The following is a 17844-nucleotide window of genomic DNA, read 5'->3' on the forward strand; positions in this document are numbered from 1 at the left end:
AGAGATATTGGAGCGCGGGCACGCGGACGAGGCGCGCCGTCCGCGAAAAGCAAGCGTAGCACAGATGAGCACAACACATCTGGGGAATGGTCTGTCCCCGCATGTCGCTGCGCTCATGCGGGCTACTTGCTGAATCGGGACGAGTATTACGCCTCACGCCTCACTTATCGCCAGAACCGCTAAAGTCACAGTACCGTGGCGGCGCCCCTTGCTTTCGCATTCTCGGATAGGCTGTGCAGTTCATGAGAACTTGTGTCGGCGGGAGGTGCTCGCAAATTCCTGATTTTATCTTGTCGAAATTGTCCGCGTACTTGGTGCGGGTGAATGTAAGATACACGCGCTTCGTGTTCCGATCGATTGTAAGCATAGTGTTGAAGCAACCGGTCGAATCGTCTGCCCCAACAAGAACGCCTTTTTGAAGCTGCTTCATCGAATACTCGCTTGTGTCGACATCAAGCGAACAGTTGGGACTGTCTGCGTTCGGCTTTTCATTCCTGGCCCATGTGACGGCCTGGATAACCTTGCATGTAAGAGACGACTTGCCATTCTCGTCTGTCTGTTGGGCGCAATTTATCATCGTGACATTGAAATTCGGCTGCTTGTTTTCATCTGGCTCGTTCTGAATCCTGAACGAACCGACCGCGGAAATTCCAAACTCGCTTTCCTGCAAGCCGCTGCGATCGAAGGTTCCAATGATGTCCAGGTTTGCGCACGAATTCGCCGCGTGCGCCGGAAAATGTCCACAGACAGCCAAAAGACTAACAATGAGAATTGTTCTGATAGACATCCGCGAGCCCGCCCGCAATGATTTCCTCACCCGGGCTAACCGTACCCAGTGGGATGTAGGGACGCAAGGCTGCATGAGGTTGTCGTTGTGCCTCCATTCTCGAGAGTGGCCTGCAGCCAACTGAGAGTGAAGGCAACCTTTCGGTTAGAAGATGCCCCATTACTTAATCCGCTAATCCGCTAGGTTACCAAGCATGATTGTGAACGTAGATATCCCTGAGATCACCCAGTTCGCAAACGGCTTCCCGCGCCATTGGATGAATGTCTTCTTCTTGGGCAACCGGCCGGGCGAATACCGAGCCCACGCTGTGGTGACAACTTATGTTCGGCTCGTGGAGGGCGCATTCATCCACTACGCGCTTGCCCGTGAAAACGTGAACAGATTTTGGAATACGCACGCCTCATTTGCGGTCGGTAGTCATAATCTGTCTTCGACATATTTCGAAGACTGCATAACCTCAATGCATCGAGCCACGCTCTGCATGACCAGGATTCGAGGCAGGAGGGCAACGGTCCCGGCCGATCTGAAGGCGCTTTTCCCAACTAGGCCAAGATTCACCACAGATCAGGTTAAGGGAAGGCTTCGTCGTCTCCGCGACGCGATTCAGCATATGGATGAGAAGGTTGCCAATGGCGAAATCCCGGAGAACACACCATTCCAACTGACGGCGGACGGCCCTGAAACGCCCATCCCCGATCAGCCTGGACAGACATTGAAGGTGATCGATAGGCTAACCATTGGGGATCAAACAGTGGTCTTCACAGAATTGGTCGGATGGCTAGTCGAGATGGGCCAGTGTGCAGAAACAATATCGAATTACCGAAGATCGGAATATGTGCAGCAACGAACCTTCGTTCCGGTTAGCACAAGATGATGAATTTCCGCTCGTGACCAATGCTGGGCGGACGGCTTTCCCGAATGTCGTTTGAGCTCAATCACGCAAGAACTCGTGTCTTTATTCTCTGAGAGGCGGGTTGCTCGTTGCGAAAGCCAATCACTTAATCCCCTCAAGCAGCCTCCGCGCCTCCCCCAATAGCGCCCGCATCTCCCTCCGCTCTTCGATCGCATCCCGGGTGAACAGGCCGTGCTTGCGCGCGTTCCGGTTTGCCCTTGGCGCGCCGGATCCCCGTGCGCCGCCGTGCATGCGGCAGCGCGTCTTGCCGTGCACCGCCGGCGCGCGGCATGAACCGCCAGTGCGGGTTTTGGCGCCGCAGCGCGGGCTCGCCAGCATCGGGCCGATCGTGCCGCTGTGACCGCTCATGCCTTGGCGTGCTGCCCGGCATCGGCGCAATCATGCCGTCGCCTGGCGCCCGCGGGCCGCAGTGCCCGCGCTGCGGGTGCCGGCGGCTTGTCCGAGACGATCACGTTCGCATGCTGGGTGACGTTGCCGACGATGGCGTTGCCGCCGTCCTCCACTTTCACGTTCTGCACGGTGATGGCGGGCTCGCGCTGGCTGCGGTAGCGGGTCAGCGCGTCGATCTGGGCGGGAAACGTGCGGGTGAGCCGGCCGAGCGCCCGCGCGGCGCTGTCGTGCTGGGCGAGGTCGTCGGCATGCGCGAGGTGATGGGCGCAGCGCATCGCCATCACATGAACCGAAACCATCTGCGCCACCAGCATGGCCTCGACGGAATCCCGCGGGCCAATGCTCTTCACCATCGAGATCATGAAGGCGAGATTGACCTTGCAGGCCTTGCCGCCGCTCACGCTGGCCTTGACCAATTGCCGCAGGATGCCGTCCATCGCCTCGCGGTCGGCGACGCCCAATGCGTTCGCCATCAACTGTTCGCCGAGCTTCGGGTCGGGGTGGTCGATGGCATATCCGCGCGGCGAGAGCTTGATCCGCGGCGTTGTGGCAGCGGGGGTCTGATCGGTTGCGGCCGCGGTTGTCGGCACGGTGATGTCAGGTGCAGTGGTCATGTCGCGTGTCCCAGGAACGCGCGCGGCGCGCGCGCAGGCGATCGCTCGCTGCGGGCGCCGGTGCGATGTCGGTTGTGAGGAGGGTTTGGTCGCAAGCGCACCCGGCGCGCCCGCTGGTGCGGGCGAGGGGGTGTTTGCACGATTTCGGAATATTGGAAAAATACCCCTGAGTTGCCCGACGTGTCAAGTTGCCTCGTCGAACGCCGGCCGCCGCCGCTCCTTTGCATGGGGTTGTTTTCGATATTTTGGCGGCGCGCCCTGCGGCGGGGCGTTCCGGCACCATCACCCGCAGTCATGCCGGCAAGGCACGGGGCGATAACCGGCCAGCGGGTATCGCGTGCCGATCAGATCATTATACTGGCCGGAACGTTGCGACCCAGGCGCGGCCTGACCGCCGGCCCGCGGTTCAAGGAGATGAGATGAGCGAAACCATTGGCTACCCCGATCCTGGCCTCGATCTGTCCGATGGTTTCAAGCCGCACACCTCGCATTGGGGGGTGTTCTCGGCGCGGCTCGGCAAGGCCGGCCTCGAAGTCCGGCCCTATGGCGGCGATCCCGATCCGAACGGCATCATCAACAACTTCCCCGGCGCGCTGCGCCACCAGGCGCGCATCGCGCAGCCGGCGATCCGCCGCGGCTGGCTCGAGCGCGGGCCCGGGCCGGACGATCGTCGCGGCCGCGATGAATTCGTCTCGGTCAGCTGGGAGCAGGCGCTCGACCTGCTCGGCGGCGAGCTCGCACGGATTCGCGACACGATCGGCCCGGGCGCGGTGTTCGGCGGTTCCTATGGCTGGTCGAGCGCGGGCCGCTTCCACCACGCGCAGAGCCAGGTGCATCGCTTCCTCAACATCGCGCTCGGCGGCTATGTCCGTTCGGTGAACAGCTATTCCTCGGGCGCGTCCTCGGTGCTGCTGCCGCAGATCCTGACGGGTTACGAGGACATCACCAAGCGCAACGTCACTTGGGAGCAGATCGCCGCCGAGACCGACATCGTGCTGGCGTTCGGCGGCATGGCGCTGAAGAACTCCATGGTGGCCGGCGGCTCGATCAGCAAGCATGTCGAGCGCGGCGCCATGGAGGCGGCGCACCGGCGCGGCTGCAAGTTCATCCTGGTCAGCCCGCTGCGCGACGATCTGCCCGCCGAGGCCGGCGCCGAATGGCTGACGGCCACGCCCGGCACCGACACCGCGCTGATGCTCGGCATCGTCCACACCCTGGTCGGCGAAGGCCTGCACGATCAGGCCTTCCTCGATCGCTACACCGAGGGCTGGCCGGTGTTCCTGCGCTATCTGACCGGTGAGGGCGACGGTGTGCCGAAGAGCGCCGAATGGGCCGCCGCGATCTGCGGCATCGATGCCGACACCATCAAGGCGCTGGCGCGGCGGCTCGCCGGGCGGCGCGCGCTGATCACCGTGTCGCACTCATTGCAGCGCGCCGAGCACGGCGAGCAGCCGGTGTGGATGGGCATGGTGCTGGCGGCAGCGCTCGGCCAGATCGGCCTGCCCGGCGGCGGCTATGCCTATTCGCTCGGCGCGATCGGCTATTACGGGCGTCGCGTCAATGCCGTGCCCGGACCGACGCTCGGGCAGGGCCGCAACGGCGTCGCCGACTTCATTCCGGTGGCGCGCATCGCCGACATGCTGCTCAATCCCGGCACCACCTATCGCTACAATGGCGAGACGCGGACTTATCCGGATATCCGCCTGGTCTATTGGGCCGGCGGCAATCCGTTCCACCATCACCAGGACCTCAACCGCCTGCGCAAGGCCTTTGCGCGGCTCGATACGCTGGTGGTGCACGAGCTCGCCTGGACCGCCACGGCGCGCCACGCCGACATCGTGCTGCCCTCGACGATGACGCTGGAGCGCGAGGACATCGGTTATTCCAGCAACGATCCCTTGATGGTCGCGATGCACCGGATCGCCGAGCCGTTCGGCCTCGCACGCGACGACTACGAGATCTTCGCCGATCTTGCCGACCGGTTAGGGGCCCGCGAGCCGTTCACCGAGGGACGCACGTCGCGGCAATGGCTGGAACATCTCTACGAGCCGACCCGCAAGGCGCTCGCCGCGCGCGGGCTGGAGGCCCCGAGTTTCGAGGAATTCTGGCAACGCGGCAGCCTGGTGGTGCCGCAGCATCTCGACGACGGCGGCTCGCTGCGCCGCTTCCGCGAGGACCCGGTGGCGCGGCCGCTGCCGACGCCGAGCGGCCGCATCGAGATCTTCTCGCAGAAGATCGCCGATCACGGCGATGCGGATTGTCCGGGCCATCCGGTCTGGCTCGAAAAGACCGACACGCCGACGCCGGGCGCGCCGTGCTACCTCGTCGCCAACCAGCCGGTGACGCGCCTGCACAGCCAGCTCGACTTCGGCGGGCACTCGCAAGAGGCCAAGCATCGCGGCCGCGAGGTCGCGCGCATGAACCCGCGCGATGCCAAGGCGCGCGGCATCGCCGACGGCGACATCATCCGGATCTTCAACGCGCGCGGCGCCTGCCTTGCCGCGGTGCATGTCACCGACGGCATCGCGCCCGGCGTGGTGCAGCTGCCGACCGGCGCCTGGTACGACCCGATGGATCCCGAGGAGGAGGCGCCGCTCTGCGTCCACGGCAATCCGAATGTGCTGACCCGCGACGTCGGCACGTCATCGTTCGCGCAAGGCTGCACCGGCCAGCTCACGACCGTCGAGGTCGAGCGCTTCAACGGCAATCTGCCGCCGATCCGGGCGTTCGATCCGGCCTAGCCGGGGAGGCTTACGGCCGATCACGAACAAATCATCGGTCGGCCGCTGGATGGCGCCCGACCGTTCGGCTACGGCATCACGAGTCGTTCCTGAGTTCTGGATTTGCCAAGATGCACCTGAAAGCCCTGCTTCATCTTGCCGTCGCTGCGACCGTCGCGCTCGGTTCGTCCAGCGCATCCGCGCAATCCGCCGCCGAACCGGCCTATGGACCGGAGTTGCAGGGTTTCGACTATCCCTACCCGGTGGAGCACTATCGCTTCAGCTCGCAGGGGCAGGAACTCGACATGGCCTATCTCGACGTCAAGCCGGCGACGCCGAACGGGCAGACCGCGGTGCTGCTGCACGGCAAGAATTTCTGTGCCGCGACCTGGGACGGCACCATCAAGGCGCTCAGCGGCGCCGGCTATCGCGTGATCGCGATGGACCAGATCGGCTTCTGCAAATCCTCCAAGCCGGAACGCTATCAGTTCACCTTCCAGCAGCTCGCCGGCAACAGCCGCGCGCTGCTGGCTTCGCTTGGGATCGAACACGCGATCATGGTCGGCCATTCGACCGGCGGCATGCTGGCGATGCGCTACGCCCTGATGTATCCGGAGGCCACCGACCGCCTGGTGCTGGTCGATCCGATCGGGCTGGAAGACTGGAAGGCCAAGGGCGTGCCGTGGCTCAGCCTCGACGGCTGGATGCAGCGCGAGACGCGCGTCACCGCGGACAGCATCCGCGCCTATGAGCGCGCGACTTATTACGCCGACACCTGGGATCCGTCCTACGAGACATGGGTGCAGATGCTGGCAGGCATGTATCGCGGGGAGGGCCGCGCCGCCGTGGCGTCGAGCTCGGCGCGGCTCTACGACATGATCGCGACCCAGCCGGTGTTCTACGAGTTCGAACAGATCAAGCCGCCGACGCTGCTGTTCGTCGGCGACAAGGACACCACCGCGATCGGCAAGGACACCGCGCCGCCCGAGATCCGCAAGACGCTCGGCAATTATCCGGTGCTGGGCAAGGCGGCCGCAAAGCGGATTCCGCATGCGCAGCTGATCGAGTTCCCCGACCTCGGTCACTCGCCGCAAATCCAGGCGCCGGCGCGCTTCCACGACGCGCTGCTCGGCTGGCTGCAGCATCCGGAAACCGGCGCGGCGCTGGTCAAGTAGCAACGGTGGGACAAGCGGACGACATCATGACGACAGCCGAATTGGTCAGCGTGTTCACGGTGGATGGGCAGGGCGGCAATCCCTGTCCGATCGTGGTCGATGCGAGCGGCATGAGCGCGTCCGAGATGCAGGACGTTGCCCGCCGCCATGGTCATGAATCCGGCTTCGTGTTGCCGGCACAGAGCGACGATTTCGACGCCACCTTCCGCTTCTTCGTTCCGAACCACGAAATGGAGATGTGCGGCCACGCCACCATCGGTGCGCTCTGGCTGCTGGCGCGCCATGGAAAGCTGCCGGGCGATACGGTCCGGATCTCGACGCGCAGCGGTCCCGTCACCGGCTTCATCAGCCGGGATCGCAATGGCGAGCCCCGTGTCGAGATCACCCAGCCGGCCGGAAAGACCGTTCCGCTCACCGCAAGTCAAAGCGATGACGTGCTTCGGGCGCTCGCGGTCGGGCCGGATGCGATCGGCCGGGCTGCGCTCTGCAATGCGGTCACATCGCGGATCAAGACGTTGATCCCGATGCGCTCTCCGGAGGCGCTGAACGCGCTGGATCCCGCGGCCGAGGCGGTCGAAGCGGTGTGCGGCCGGATTGGATCGACCGGGCTCTATCCATTCGCGGTGATCGACCGGGAGGCGCGTCTGTTCGAGGCGCGACAATTCCCGCGCTCGTCCGGTTACCGCGAGGACGCCGCAACCGGCATCGCAGCCGCGGCGCTGGCGTTCGGCCTGCTCGACAACGGCCTGGTCGCGCCGAACGACGCGGAGATTCGAATCCTGCAGGGCCGGGCGATGGGGCGGCTGTCGGAGATCCGCGTCCGCATCGGCTTTGCCGGCGGCCGTCCCGTCGGCTGCCTGCTCGGCGGCAATGTCGTGTTGATGGCCGCGCCGTCACACTGAATGAGCTAGGTCGATTCAGCGGCGCGCTTGGCCCGCTCCCGCGCGCTGGCGTGCACCGGCGACGATTTCCGAGCACCGGGGCCCGGATGCACATGGACCGCCTTCGCGCTCAGCGGCTCGCCGCATTCTGAGCAGACCATGACAGGGTCGAACATCTTCCCGCAGGTCTTGTGTTCGTGCAGCAACGGCCGGCCGCGCGCATCGACCATGTGGATGTTGCCCCAGTGCACGATCGACATGATGATCGGATAGAGGTCGAGACCCTTCTGCGTCAGGATGTATTCGTAGCGCTTCGGTGCCTCCTGATAGGGGATCTTGCGCAGCACGCCGAAGCGCACCAGCTTCTTCAGCCGGTCGGCGAGCAGATGCCGTGTGATTCCGAGCGATGCCTGGAAGTCATCGAACCGGCGGATGCGCAGGAAACATTCGCGCAGGATCAACAGGCTCCAGCGGTCGCCGATCACAGCGACTGTGCGGGCCAGCGAGCACGGCTCCTCCTCGAGGGTATCCCATTTCATCGGCGTCTCCTGCGATCTGCGACGGCATCGCACATAAAATTCTAAAACAGAACTGACGTAATTTCAATAGGATGCCTACGCAGTGGCTGGCGCACGGTCATTGGATGACAAATATCATATTGACAGTTCTAAAATAGAACTTATGGTCCGAGCCACGATCAACCGGCGGCGACAGGCGATTGCCGCCAATCGAAGGGAAGGGCGTTCCATGGCTGCTCCGCTCAAGGTCGAATTCCATTTCGATTTCGGAAGCCCCAACGCCTATCTCGCCGAACTCGCGCTGCCCGGGATCGAGAAGCGCACCGGCGTCAAGTTCGACTACATCCCGGTGCTGCTCGGCGGCGTCTACAAGGCGACCGGCAACATGTCGCCCGGCGAGTCGCTGCGCGGGATCAAGAACAAGCCCGAATACAACGCGCTCGAGACGGAGCGCTTCCTGCGCCGCCACAACGTCACGAAGTTCACCATGAACCCGTTCTTTCCGGTGAATACGCTGGCGCTGATGCGCGGCGCGGTGGCCGCGCAGTTCGAGGGCGTGTTCGAGCCCTATTTCCGGGCGGCCTACAACCACATGTGGGTTGAACCCAAGAAGATGGACGACCCGCAGGTCTTCCGCGAGGCATTCCTGTCCTCGGGTATCGACATCGATCGTCTCATCGCCCGCGCCCAGCAGGATGACGTCAAGAAGAAGCTGATCGACAACACCAGCGACGCGGTCGCGAGGGGCTCGTTCGGATCGCCGACGTTCTATGTCGGCAACGAGATCTTCTTCGGCAAGGACAAGGTGCGCGAAGTCGAGGAAGAGATCGTCGCGCAGCTGGCTGCGGGGCAGCGCAAGACCGCCTGAGCGGAAAATTCCTCAACACAAGCCCGAAGGGCAGCGACAGGGAGGTTTGAGTGCAGGCGCCGATCCGGATTATCGAAGGAAGTGTGGAAGGCTTGCCGAACCGCCTCCACGAGGTGATCGATCACCACGTCGCGGCGACGCCGGATCATCCGGCGCTGATCGACGACAAGGGGCGGCTGACCTATCGCGAGCTCGATCGAACGGTCGGCCGTGTCGCCGAGGCATTGCAGGCGCTCGGCATCCGCGCCGGCGACCGCATGATGATCGTGAGCGAGAATTCGATTCCTCTGGCCTGCCTGCTGCTGGCGGCGAGCCGGCTCGATGTCTGGTCAATCGTGGTCAATCCGCGGCTGTCGCCGCGGGAGCTGGATCAGATCAGGGATCACAGCGGCGCCCGCCGTGTGTTGCTGACTGCCGATGTATCCCAAGAGGCGGCCGCGCATGCTGCGCGCTACGAAGCGGCCGTGCAGGATGTCGGCCCGCTGCGTGGCGTCGCCGTCACCGGCTTGAACCTCGCAACCGTGGCGGAGCCGGTCGAGGCCGACGGCGCAAACCAGGTCGCGGTCCTGATCTACACGTCCGGCACCACCGGTGCTCCGAAGGGCGTGATGCTGACCCATCGCAATCTGCTGTTCAGCGCCCGGGGCACCGCGGGCTTCCGCAAGATGGCGGCCGACGATGTGCAATATTGCGTGCTGCCGATCTCGCATATCGTCGGCATCTCGCTGCTGACCATGACTCTGATGGTCGGCGCCACCGTGCGCCTGGTCGCTAAATACGATCCGGCCGCGCTGGTCAGGGCGATGGCCGAGGAGGGCATCACGATCCTGAACGGCGTGCCCGCGACCTATCAGCGTCTGCTTGAATACCGGCGCAACGCTGGCCTGCCGAAGCTCGATCGCGGCCGGTTGCGCGTGATCTCGGTGGCCGGCGCGCCACTCGATCTCGATCTCAAATCCCGGGTCGAGCAGGAGCTCGGGCTGCCGCTGCTCAACGGCTATGGCATCACCGAATGCTCGCCCGGTATCTCCGGCGTCCGGCCCGACAACCCGCGGGCCGACCACGCAGTCGGCACCGTGATGCCGGGCCTCGAAGCAAAACTGGTCAGCCGCGACCTGAAGCCGGTTGCATCGGGTGAAGTCGGCGAGCTGCATGTTCGCGGCCCGAACGTGATGCGCGGCTATTACCGCGCGCCTGATCTGACCGCCAAGGCGATCGATCCCGACGGCTGGTTCAATACCGGCGATCTGGCCCGCTTCGAGAATGACGTCCTCTACATCGTCGGGCGCACCAAGGAGATGATCATCCGCTCCGGGTTCAACGTCTATCCGGCCGAGATCGAGGCGGTGCTGAGCACACACGACGCCGTTGTGCAGTGCGCCGTGGTCGGCCGGCCGGTCGAGGGCAACGAGGAAATCATTGCGTTTGTGCAGCTGATCAAGGGTTCGGCGGCCACCGTGCAGGACCTGATGGCCCATATTGCCCCGCAACTCACCTCGTACAAGCGCCCATCCGAGATTATCCTGATGGACGCGCTGCCCGCGACATCGACGGGCAAGCTCCTGAAGCACAAGCTCGCGGAGTCGCTGCGCAGCTGAGGCTGAGCCGCCGCCGCAAGCCAGTTCACTCAAACAAGACCGGAGTACACCATGCAGAAGAGAAACAAGACGGTCGCCGTCATTGGTGCCGGTGATTTCATCGGCGGAGAGATCGCCAAGAAGTTCGCCTCCGAAGGCTTCACGGTCTTCGCTGGCCGCCGCAACGGCGACAAGCTCGCGCCGCTGGTCAAGGAGATCGAGGCCGCCGGCGGCGAGATCCATGCGCGCTCACTCGATGCGCGCAAGGAGGAGGAGATCATCTCCTTCCTCAACGACGCCGACAAGCATGCGCCGCTGGAGGTCTGCATCTTCAACATCGGTGCCAACGTCAATTTCCCGATTCTGGAGACCACCGAGCGCGTGTTCCGCAAGGTCTGGGAGATGGCCTGCTACTCCGGTTTCCTCGCGGGGCGTGAGGCGGCGCGGCTGATGACGGCGCGCGGAGAGGGCAACATCTTCTTCACCGGCGCGACCGCGTCGCTGCGCGGCGGCAGCGGTTATGCCGCCTTTGCCAGCGCCAAGTTCGGCCTGCGCGCCGTGGCGCAGGCGATGGCGCGCGAGCTCGGACCGAAGAACATCCACGTCGCGCATCTGATCATCGATTCCGGCGTCGACACCGAATGGGTGCGGCAGCGCCGCATCGAGGCGCTCGGCCCGAACGCGCTCGACAATCCCGACCTTTTGATGCCACCGGCTTCGGTCGCCACGTCCTACTGGCAGCTCTACCAGCAGCCGAAGAGTGCCTGGACCTTCGAGCTGGAAATCCGGCCCTTCGGCGAGAAGTGGTAGGGAGCATCACAGATGGAGCTCGCGCTATCTCCTGAAGACGCGGCGTTTCGCGACGACGTCCGCGCCTTCATCAAGGACAACTACCCGGCGGAGATGCGCGTCCCCAATCCGGAGACCGATCTCTCCAAGGAGCAGATGCTGCTGTGGCATCGTATCCTTCACGAGAAGGGCTGGATCGCGCCGCTCTGGCCCAGGGAATATGGCGGGCCAGGCTGGTCGATCACCCGCCGCTTCATCTTCGAGCAGGAAACGACGCGCGCCGGCACGATGCCGCCACTGGCGTTCAGCGTCACCATGGTCGGCCCGGTCATCTATACGTTCGGCAACGCGGCGCAGAAGGCGAAGTTCTTGCCGCGCATCCTGTCCGGCGAGGATTGGTGGTGCCAGGGTTATTCGGAGCCGGGCTCCGGCTCCGATCTCGCCACCGTCCGCACCAAGGCAGTGCGCGACGGCGACCACTACATTGTCAACGGGCACAAGACCTGGACCACGCTGGCGCAGCACGCCGACTGGATCTTCTGCCTGGTCCGCACCGATCCGGCCGCCAAGCCGCAATCCGGCATCTCGTTTCTCTTGATCGACATGAAGTCGCCGGGTGTGACGGTACGCCCGATCATCACCATCGACGGCTCGCACGAGGTCAACGACGTCTTCCTGGAGAACGTCCGCGTCCCCGCCGAGAACCTGATCGGTGAGGAGAACAAGGGCTGGACCTACGCGAAATTCCTGCTCGGCAACGAGCGCACGAGCATGGCCGGCATCGGCCGCTCGACGCGCTACATCGCGCGGCTGAAGAAGATCGTGAAGGCCGAGATCCCGGAAGTCGATCCGGCGCATCTCGAATTCATCAGGGACATCGCCCGCGTCGAGCTCGACGTGCTGGCGCTGGAGGCGACTGAGCTTCGCGTCGTCGCGCAGATGGCGCGTGGCATCGATCCGGGGCCGGCGGCCTCGCTGTTCAAGATCCGCGGCACCGAGATCTTCCAGGACATCACCGAGCTGACCCATCGGGCGATCGGCAATGACGGCCTTGCGATCCGCGAGCATCCGGTCAGCGCCAATCACTTCATGCCGGGTCCGGACTACGGCCACACGGCGTCGGAGAAATACCTCAATTCGCGCAAGCTCTCGATCTACGGCGGATCGAACGAGATCCAGCGCAACATCATCGCCAAGGCGGTGCTTGGTCTCTAGCAGCGGCACGAGAGGATCGGATGGATATCCAGTTCACGGAAGAGCAGGAATTGTTGCGGTCCAGCGTGCAGCGGCTGCTGCGCGACCGGTATGATTTCGACGCGCGCCGCAAGATCGTCGCGAGCGAGGACGGCTTCAGCCGCAAGCATTGGGCCGAGTTCGCCGAGCTTGGCCTGCTCGCCGCGCCATTCTCGGAAGCCGCCGGCGGGCTCGGCGGCGGGCCGCTGTCGACCATGATCATCATGCAGGAGTTCGGCCGCCATCTCGTGGTCGAGCCGTTCGTCGAGACTGTTGTCGTTGCAGGTGGCTTGCTTGACCAGGCAGGCTCTGACGCGCAGAAGCAGGCCTACATTGCCGACATCATGGCGGGATCGAAGCTCTGGGCGCTCGCGTGGACCGAGAGGGGCTCGCGCTTCGATCTTGCCACGGTCACCACGACAGCACGCCGGGACGGCAACGACTATGTCCTGACCGGCGAGAAGACGGCGGTGCTGGCCGCGCCCTGGGCGGATTATCTGATCGTCTCCGCCCGCACCTCGGGCCATCGTCACGATCGCGGCGGAGTCAGCCTGTTCGTGGTCGATCGCCGCGCCGCCAACCTCGATCTGCAGAGCTTCAGGACGATCGATGGCCGCCGGGCGGCCGAGATCAGCCTGCGCGGCGTACGCGGAGAATTGCTGGGCAGAGAAGGCGAGGGCGTCGCCGCGCTGGAGGCCTGCCGCAACCGGGCCATCGGTGCACTCTGTGCCGAGGCGGTCGGCGCGATCGGCGAGCTGAACGACGCGACACTCGACTATTCCAAGACGCGCAAGCAGTTCGGCGTCACGATCGGCAGCTTCCAGGTGCTGCAGCACCGGATGGTCGACATGTTCATCGCGCATCAGGAGGCGCTGTCTCTGATGCAACATCTCAGCCTCAGCCTTAGCGACGATGAGGCCGGCATTTCCCGGCTGGCCTCGGGCGCCAAGTCCAAGATCGGCTATGCCGGCAAGTTCGTGGCGGACCAGGCGGTGCAACTGCACGGCGGCATGGGCATGACCGACGAGCTCAATGTCGGCCACTACTTCAAGCGGATTTCCTCCATCAACGTCCAGTTCGGCGATCCCGCCTATCACGTGCTGCGTTTCGCGCAGCTCGACGCGGTCGCATAAGCCAGAGAGGCAAGCATGTCACAGGATGCAGTCATCGTTTCCACCGCGCGCACGGGCGTCGGCAAGGCCTATCGCGGCGCGCTCAACAACACCGACGGCCCGACCCTCGCTGGCCACGTGATGGCCGAAGCCGTCAAGCGCGCCGGCATCGCGCCCGGCGAGGTCGAGGACGTGGTGATGGGCTGCGCCATGCAGCAGGGCACCATGGTGATGAATGTGGCGCGCAAGGGCGCCATCCGCGCCGGGCTCCCCGTCACTGTGGCCGGCACCACCATCGACCGGCAGTGTGCCTCCGGGCTGCAGGCGATCGCGGTCGCCGCGCGGTCGGTGATGCTCGACGGCGTCGAGATCGCGATCGGCGGCGGTATCGAGTCGATCAGCCTGGTCCAGAATGAGCACATGAACAGGTTCCACGCCGTCGACGACGAGCTGATGGCGATGAAGCCCGAGATGTACATGTCGATGCTGGAGACGGCCGAGGTCGTCGCCGAACGCTACGGGATCGGCCGCGACAAGCAGGATGAATACAGCCTCGAATGCCAGCGCCGCGTGGGCGCCGCGCTTCAGGGCGGCCGCTTCAATGACGAGATCGTGCCGATCACGACCAGGATGGCTGTGGTGAACAAGGACACCAAGGAAGTCAGCTTCCAGCAGACCACGCTGGAGAAGGATGAAGGCCCGCGACCCGACACTACGGCCGATGGGCTCGCCAAGATCAAGCCGGTGTTCGAGGGCAAGACCATCAGCGCCGGCAACGCCAGCCAGCTCTCCGACGGTGCGTCGGCCTGCGTGATCATGAGCGACAAGATCGCCGCGCAGAAGGGGCTGAAGCCGCTCGGCATCTTCCGCGGCTTCGTCGCCGCCGGCGTCGAGCCCGATGAGATGGGTGTCGGCCCGGTCGCGGCGATCCCGCGGCTGTTGAAGCGGCACAATTTGAAGATCGACGACATCGATCTCTGGGAGCTCAACGAGGCCTACGCCGTGCAGGTGATCTATTGCCGCGACAAGCTCGGCATCGATCCGGACAAGCTCAACGTCAATGGCGGCTCGATCGCGATCGGCCATCCCTATGGCATGACCGGGGCGCGGCTCACCGGCCATCTCCTGATCGAGGGCCGGCGGCGCAAGGCGAAATACGGCGTGGTGACCATGTGCATCGGCGGCGGCATGGGCGCGGCGGGCCTGTTCGAAATCGTCCACTGATCGGAAGCGCGGGAGAGACTTGTGAAGACAGCAATCACTGAACTGTTCGGCATCGAGCATCCGATCATCCAGGGCGGCATGCACTATGTCGGCTTCGCCGAGATGGCGGCCGCGGTGTCCAACGCCGGCGGCCTCGGCATCATCACCGGCCTGACCCAGCGGACGCCGGAGCTGCTGGCGAAGGAGATCGCGCGCTGCCGCGACATGACCGACAAGCCGATCGGCGTGAATCTCACCTTCCTGCCGAGCTTCACCGCGCCGCCTTATCCCGAATATATCGCAGCGATCCGCGAGGGCGGCGTCAAGGCGGTGGAGACCGCGGGCCGCAGCCCGGAGCAGTACATGCCGGCGCTCAAGGCTGCCGGCATCAAGGTGATCCACAAATGCACCTCGGTGCGGCATTCGCTGAAGGCCGAGAAGATCGGCTGCGACGCGGTCAGCGTCGATGGCTTCGAATGCGGCGGCCATCCCGGCGAGGACGACATCCCGAACATGATCCTGCTGCCGCGCGCAGCAGACGAGCTGACAATCCCGTTCGTGGCCTCGGGCGGCATGGCCGATGCGCGCAGCCTCGTCGCCGCGCTGTCGATGGGCGCTGCCGGCATGAACATGGGCACGCGCTTCATCGCGACCAAGGAAGCGCCGGTCCATGCCAATGTGAAGCAGGCGCTGCTCGATGCCGACGAGCTCGATACGCGCCTGGTGATGCGGGCGCTGCGCAACACCGAACGGGTGCTGAAGAACAAGGGCGTCGATGAGCTGCTCGAGGTCGAGCGCGAGAAGGGCGCCAAACTGAAGATCGAGGACATCCACGAGCAGGTCGCCGGCGTCTACCCGAAGGTGATGATCGACGGCGAGATGGATGCCGGCGCCTGGAGCTGCGGCATGGTGGTCGGCCTGATCCACGATATCCCGACCGTCAAGGAGCTGATCGACCGCATCATGAGCGAGGCCGAGCAGATCATCCGGCAGCGGCTGACCGGCTTCCTCGACGGCAAGTATGAAACCACGGCGGCCCGCGCGGTCGCCTGACGGGAGAGTGCCATGACCGAGCATGTCAAAGTGGAGGTCACCGCCGGCGTCATGACGCTGACCCTGCAACGGCCCGAGAAGAAGAACGCCCTGACCGGCGCCATGTATGACGCGATGTCGAACGCGCTGAAGCAGGCCGAGGCGGATCCATCCGTCCGCGTGATCCTGTTCCAGGGCGACGGCGACAGCTTTACCGCGGGCAACGACCTGGCCGATTTTGCGAGCCAGGCGCGCGGCGAGAGCGCGGTCGATAGCCCCGCGCATCGCTTCATCGAGACCATCAGCAAGGTCGGCAAGCCGCTGGTCGCTGCCGTGCAGGGCAATGCGGTCGGCGTCGGCACCACCATGCTGCTGCATTGCGACCTGGTCTATCTCGCCGAGACCGCGCGGCTGATCACGCCTTTCGTCAATCTCGCTCTGGTACCGGAGGCCGCGTCGAGCTGGCTGCTTCCCTTAAGGATCGGGCATGCGCGCGCCTATGCGATGTTTGCGCTCGGCGAGCCGATGGACGCGGCGGGCGCGCTGGCGTCCGGCCTCGCCAACGCCGTGGTGCCGCAGGTTGATCTGCGCAAGAAGGCGCATGACGCGGCGGTCGCGCTGACCAAGCGGCCGGCGGGTTCGCTCAGCATGACGAAGAAGCTGATGCGTGAGCAGCAGCGGATCGCGGCGCAGATCGCCGAGGAAGGCGTGTTGTTCAAGGAGCGGCTGACGACGCCCGAGGCGCGCGAGGCCTTTGCCGCGTTCGCCGAACGGCGTCAGCCTGATTTCACCAAGCTGTCGGCCTGAAACCGCCGGGGAGTTCACGGATACATCGAGGGAGCGAAAGCATGCGCGTCATCGGCAGCCATCAATATCCCAGCATGGAATCCGTGATCTACGGCAAGCCGGCAGCCGAGGCGCTGCGCGAGGAGGCCGAACGGCTGGGCGCGAAGCGCGTCTACCTGATCGCCAGCCGCACGCTGAACACTACGACCGACGAGATCGAAAAGATCCGTAAAGCGCTCGGCGATCGCCATGCCGCGACCTTCGACGGCGTGCCGCAGCACACGACGCGGGATGTCGTGACCCAGATCGCGCGGCAGGCGAGCGAGGCCAAGGCGGACCTCGTCGTCGCGATCGGCGGCGGCTCGGTGGTCGATGCGGCGAAGATCGTGCTGATGTGCATGGAGCACGCGATCTTCGAGCCGGCGGGGCTCGACGGCTTCGAGACCACGCCGGACCGCCGGTTCGGACCGTTCCGCACGCCAAAGGTTCGGATGATCGCGATCCCCAGCACGCTTTCGGGCGGCGAATACAATTCCGGCGCGCTGGTCACCGACACCAGCCGCAAGCTGAAGCAGATCTTCAATCACCCAATGATGATGCCGCGCAGCATCATCCTCGATCCCGCGATCACAAAATATACGCCGGAGAAGCTTTGGCTCGGTTCCGGCACGCGCGCGATGGATCACGGCATCGAGGCGATCTGCTCCAGCCGGCCGAACGTGCTGGTCGATGCGGTGTGCCAGCAGGGACTGCGCTATCTGCATGACGGCCTGCTGCGCACCAAGACCAATCCCGGTGACGAGGCGGCGCGGCTGAATTGCCAGCTGGGCTCGTGGCTGTCGGCCTTCGGATTGCAGTCGCGGGTGCCGATGGGCGCGAGCCACGCCATCGGCCATGTGCTCGGCGGCACCTGCGACGTCCCGCATTATTTCTGCACGGCAGTGATGATGCCGAGCGTGCTGCGCTACAACCGTCCCGTGACGGAGGCGGCCCAGCAATCGATTGCCGCCGCCCTTGGTGCGCCGGGACGCGACGCGAGCGAGGCGTTCGCTGGCTTCATTGCGGAGCTCGGCCTGCCGCGGCGGCTGGCCGATGTCGGTGTCGGCGAAGACCGCTTCGAGCTGATCGGCCGGAACGCGATGCTGTCGATCTTCACCCGCGCCAACCCGCAGCCGATCCGCGAGCCCGGCGATGTCATCAAGATCCTGAAACTGGCCGCCTGAAGCAACAGCACACGGAGCAGCCA

At 64.7% G+C, this 17844-nt stretch carries 17 protein-coding genes; 13 read left to right on the forward strand and 4 right to left on the reverse strand.

Annotated features, from left to right (window positions below; all coding sequences use genetic code 11):
- Nucleotides 1-160: 160 nt before the first annotated feature.
- Nucleotides 161-787: a hypothetical protein gene (locus ACVIGB_RS38920; RefSeq protein ID WP_456718707.1), complete on the reverse strand. Its 627-nt coding sequence runs from the start codon at nt 785-787 to the stop codon at nt 161-163.
- A gap of 193 nt (nt 788-980) precedes the next feature.
- Here ACVIGB_RS38920 and ACVIGB_RS38925 point away from each other — a divergent pair, with 193 nt between their 5' ends.
- A complete protein-coding gene (locus ACVIGB_RS38925) occupies nt 981-1661 on the forward strand; it encodes a hypothetical protein (RefSeq protein ID WP_456718706.1) in 681 nt (226 codons plus the stop codon).
- Nucleotides 1662-1781: 120 nt separating this feature from the next.
- Here ACVIGB_RS38925 and ACVIGB_RS38930 read toward each other — a convergent pair whose 3' ends face one another.
- Together ACVIGB_RS38930 and ACVIGB_RS38935 are read right to left on the reverse strand one after the other, a co-directional pair.
- Nucleotides 1782-2048: an HGGxSTG domain-containing protein gene (locus ACVIGB_RS38930; protein WP_456718705.1), complete on the reverse strand. Its 267-nt coding sequence runs from the start codon at nt 2046-2048 to the stop codon at nt 1782-1784.
- A complete protein-coding gene (locus ACVIGB_RS38935) occupies nt 2045-2704 on the reverse strand; it encodes a hypothetical protein (protein ID WP_456718704.1) in 660 nt (219 codons plus the stop codon). The genes ACVIGB_RS38930 and ACVIGB_RS38935 overlap by 4 nt, the downstream gene beginning before the upstream one ends.
- Nucleotides 2705-3123: 419 nt before the next feature.
- On the opposite strand from ACVIGB_RS38935, the gene ACVIGB_RS38940 reads away from it, so the two are divergent.
- The 3 genes from ACVIGB_RS38940 (at nt 3124) to ACVIGB_RS38950 (ending at nt 7501) form a co-directional block, all read left to right on the forward strand.
- Nucleotides 3124-5445 (forward strand): molybdopterin guanine dinucleotide-containing S/N-oxide reductase, encoded by a 2322-nt coding sequence (locus ACVIGB_RS38940; protein ID WP_456718703.1) that lies wholly within the window; start codon nt 3124-3126, stop codon nt 5443-5445.
- Nucleotides 5446-5555: 110 nt separating this feature from the next.
- Nucleotides 5556-6599 carry an alpha/beta fold hydrolase gene (locus tag ACVIGB_RS38945; RefSeq protein WP_456718702.1) on the forward strand — a complete coding sequence of 348 codons (1044 nt, stop codon included), beginning with the start codon at nt 5556-5558 and terminating at the stop codon, nt 6597-6599.
- Nucleotides 6600-6625: 26 nt separating this feature from the next.
- Nucleotides 6626-7501: a PhzF family phenazine biosynthesis protein gene (locus ACVIGB_RS38950; RefSeq protein WP_456718701.1), complete on the forward strand. Its 876-nt coding sequence runs from the start codon at nt 6626-6628 to the stop codon at nt 7499-7501.
- A gap of 5 nt (nt 7502-7506) precedes the next feature.
- On the opposite strand, the gene ACVIGB_RS38955 is transcribed toward ACVIGB_RS38950, so the two are convergent.
- Nucleotides 7507-8019: a winged helix-turn-helix transcriptional regulator gene (locus ACVIGB_RS38955; RefSeq protein ID WP_092126007.1), complete on the reverse strand. Its 513-nt coding sequence runs from the start codon at nt 8017-8019 to the stop codon at nt 7507-7509.
- A gap of 208 nt (nt 8020-8227) precedes the next feature.
- Between ACVIGB_RS38955 and ACVIGB_RS38960 the strand changes: the two genes are divergently transcribed.
- The 9 genes from ACVIGB_RS38960 to ACVIGB_RS39000 are packed head-to-tail and all read left to right on the forward strand — an operon-like array spanning nt 8228 to nt 17821.
- Complete coding sequence (locus ACVIGB_RS38960; RefSeq protein ID WP_092116716.1) at nt 8228-8866, forward strand: 2-hydroxychromene-2-carboxylate isomerase; 639 nt, start codon at nt 8228-8230, stop codon at nt 8864-8866.
- 50 nt (nt 8867-8916) lie between these two features.
- A complete protein-coding gene (locus tag ACVIGB_RS38965; RefSeq protein ID WP_456718700.1) occupies nt 8917-10464 on the forward strand; it encodes a class I adenylate-forming enzyme family protein in 1548 nt (515 codons plus the stop codon).
- Nucleotides 10465-10515: 51 nt separating this feature from the next.
- On the forward strand, nt 10516-11253 hold the full coding sequence (locus ACVIGB_RS38970) for an SDR family oxidoreductase (protein ID WP_092116714.1): 738 nt from the start codon (nt 10516-10518) through the stop codon (nt 11251-11253).
- Between the two features lie 12 nt (nt 11254-11265).
- The gene (locus ACVIGB_RS38975; RefSeq protein ID WP_456718699.1) at nt 11266-12447 is read left to right on the forward strand and encodes an acyl-CoA dehydrogenase family protein; all 1182 of its coding nucleotides are present in this window, start codon (nt 11266-11268) and stop codon (nt 12445-12447) included.
- A 20-nt stretch (nt 12448-12467) separates the two neighbouring features.
- Nucleotides 12468-13598: an acyl-CoA dehydrogenase family protein gene (locus ACVIGB_RS38980; protein WP_456718698.1), complete on the forward strand. Its 1131-nt coding sequence runs from the start codon at nt 12468-12470 to the stop codon at nt 13596-13598.
- Between the two features lie 15 nt (nt 13599-13613).
- Nucleotides 13614-14801 (forward strand): acetyl-CoA C-acyltransferase, encoded by a 1188-nt coding sequence (locus tag ACVIGB_RS38985; protein WP_456718697.1) that lies wholly within the window; start codon nt 13614-13616, stop codon nt 14799-14801.
- A gap of 21 nt (nt 14802-14822) precedes the next feature.
- A complete protein-coding gene (locus tag ACVIGB_RS38990) occupies nt 14823-15833 on the forward strand; it encodes an NAD(P)H-dependent flavin oxidoreductase (RefSeq protein ID WP_456718696.1) in 1011 nt (336 codons plus the stop codon).
- Nucleotides 15834-15845: 12 nt separating this feature from the next.
- Nucleotides 15846-16619, forward strand: coding sequence for an enoyl-CoA hydratase-related protein (locus tag ACVIGB_RS38995; protein WP_456749287.1), 774 nt, complete (start codon nt 15846-15848; stop codon nt 16617-16619).
- 41 nt (nt 16620-16660) lie between these two features.
- On the forward strand, nt 16661-17821 hold the full coding sequence (locus tag ACVIGB_RS39000; protein ID WP_456718694.1) for an iron-containing alcohol dehydrogenase: 1161 nt from the start codon (nt 16661-16663) through the stop codon (nt 17819-17821).
- The last annotated feature ends 23 nt before the right edge of the window (nt 17822-17844 follow it).

The sequence above is a fragment of the Bradyrhizobium sp. USDA 4341 genome (genome assembly GCF_054063755.1).

Bases quoted from the DNA above. Each gene is read 5' to 3' on its own strand.
- ACVIGB_RS38955 (WP_092126007.1), bottom strand. From the start codon at position 8,019: ATGAAATGGGATACCCTCGAGGAGGAGCCGTGCTCGCTGGCCCGCACA.
- ACVIGB_RS38935 (WP_456718704.1), bottom strand. From the start codon at position 2,704: ATGACCACTGCACCTGACATCACCGTGCCGACAACCGCGGCCGCAACC.
- ACVIGB_RS39000 (WP_456718694.1), top strand. From the start codon at position 16,661: ATGCGCGTCATCGGCAGCCATCAATATCCCAGCATGGAATCCGTGATC.
- ACVIGB_RS38970 (WP_092116714.1), top strand. From the start codon at position 10,516: ATGCAGAAGAGAAACAAGACGGTCGCCGTCATTGGTGCCGGTGATTTC.
- ACVIGB_RS38925 (WP_456718706.1), top strand. From the start codon at position 981: ATGATTGTGAACGTAGATATCCCTGAGATCACCCAGTTCGCAAACGGC.
- ACVIGB_RS38985 (WP_456718697.1), top strand. From the start codon at position 13,614: ATGTCACAGGATGCAGTCATCGTTTCCACCGCGCGCACGGGCGTCGGC.
- ACVIGB_RS38945 (WP_456718702.1), top strand. From the start codon at position 5,556: ATGCACCTGAAAGCCCTGCTTCATCTTGCCGTCGCTGCGACCGTCGCG.
- ACVIGB_RS38980 (WP_456718698.1), top strand. From the start codon at position 12,468: ATGGATATCCAGTTCACGGAAGAGCAGGAATTGTTGCGGTCCAGCGTG.
- ACVIGB_RS38940 (WP_456718703.1), top strand. From the start codon at position 3,124: ATGAGCGAAACCATTGGCTACCCCGATCCTGGCCTCGATCTGTCCGAT.
- ACVIGB_RS38920 (WP_456718707.1), bottom strand. From the start codon at position 787: ATGTCTATCAGAACAATTCTCATTGTTAGTCTTTTGGCTGTCTGTGGA.
- ACVIGB_RS38975 (WP_456718699.1), top strand. From the start codon at position 11,266: ATGGAGCTCGCGCTATCTCCTGAAGACGCGGCGTTTCGCGACGACGTC.
- ACVIGB_RS38930 (WP_456718705.1), bottom strand. From the start codon at position 2,048: ATGAGCGGTCACAGCGGCACGATCGGCCCGATGCTGGCGAGCCCGCGC.
- ACVIGB_RS38950 (WP_456718701.1), top strand. From the start codon at position 6,626: ATGACGACAGCCGAATTGGTCAGCGTGTTCACGGTGGATGGGCAGGGC.
- ACVIGB_RS38960 (WP_092116716.1), top strand. From the start codon at position 8,228: ATGGCTGCTCCGCTCAAGGTCGAATTCCATTTCGATTTCGGAAGCCCC.
- ACVIGB_RS38995 (WP_456749287.1), top strand. From the start codon at position 15,846: ATGACCGAGCATGTCAAAGTGGAGGTCACCGCCGGCGTCATGACGCTG.